Annotated in this window: 2 protein-coding genes; both read right to left on the reverse strand. The window is 47.2% G+C overall.

Features of this window, described 5'->3' with window-relative positions; translation table 11 throughout:
* Nucleotides 1-953 (reverse strand): major capsid protein (locus tag M2108_RS31330; RefSeq protein WP_277473348.1); only part of this gene is annotated, 953 nt, incomplete at its 3' end.
* Between the two features lie 13 nt (nucleotides 954-966).
* On the reverse strand, nucleotides 967-1,215 hold a 249-nt coding region (locus tag M2108_RS31335), incomplete at its 5' end, for a hypothetical protein (RefSeq protein WP_277506484.1).

The raw sequence follows: 1,215 nt of genomic DNA on the forward strand, positions 1-1,215 counted from the left end.
GCAGGTTCAACTGTAACCCACGATTGCGGTGTGATCTGACCTGTAACTTTAGTAAACTGCTCTGTTTTCGGGTCCATAATAACGTTCGCCCCATATAGGAACTCGAACTTGTCTCTGGTCGAAAGCATTGCAATTGTACCCTCTGGGATAAATGGAACATCCTCACCTGCATCATTGGTATAAGTCCCAGTGTAGCTATATACATCCAGGCCAACATCACGAAGGCGGCCGTGATGTGTAACTCCATCGGATAGTAATGTAGTATCAATATTGCCGATATCTACTCCCCGGTTTTCTGCCAGTTTCAGAACCATTGGATGCCGCATCAAAGCAGTGGCCGAGTTGTAATCGCCCAGAATTACAGTAGGTGTCGGCGCATTTCCATCAAGAATCAATTTTCGCAAAGACCATAGGAATGCGATTGGATCAGATGCAGCATTACTCCAGAGGTCAGTACCCGAGAGTGTGAAGATATTTTCAAAATCATAATCGATTACCTGACTCACACCCTCACCGATCTGCGTCACCTTACCGGTAAACATCAGTTCAGCTGCCTGTTGGATTCTGCGACGTGTAATAGTGTCGGTCAACTCGATAATATCTTTAGCCAACAGTCTGCGCGCACGCACTTCTGGCGATACAGGGTTGTACAATGATTCCCCAGCTGCGCGAACCTTCAAATCAATAGCAGTGATTGGCCGAGCAGGCTTAATTAGAGCAGGTTTATAGCGTTCGGCAGTGAACCCAGTCCGTAGGATAACCTTGCCGGGCTGCAGCTCGGATACATAAGGAGCAATAGGTTTATTCCCTTTAACGGTTTGGATTTCAACCTCTTCAGTATCGAACGGTTCCCCGTCCTGAAAGAATGTATCCAGAATATAGGTGTTTGGTGGAGGCAACTGCCCCAACACTTTGATCAATGTAGGAAATGAGTACAAATCTTTGATAGCCATCAGTCAATCCTCCTTATTTTACAACCCGTTTGGTATAGATTTTGGCACCATTCAGTGCAGCTTCGTGGTTGGCAATCGTGTCAGTGCCGCCAAATTTAAGGGCATCGCGATTGAATTCCCCTTGCACATAAGCGGTCGCCCGCTGCTGCGTGACAGTAGCGTCAACCTCAACATCAGCAAGGACTGCCACAGGCACTTTTTCCGCTGCAGGTGTGGCCGCAGAATTTACAACTGTGCAGATCCATGTTCCATCAGCAGTAAA

Source organism: Paenibacillus sp. PastM-3, assembly GCF_029893965.1.
Classification (GTDB): domain Bacteria; phylum Bacillota; class Bacilli; order Paenibacillales; family Paenibacillaceae; genus Paenibacillus_AQ.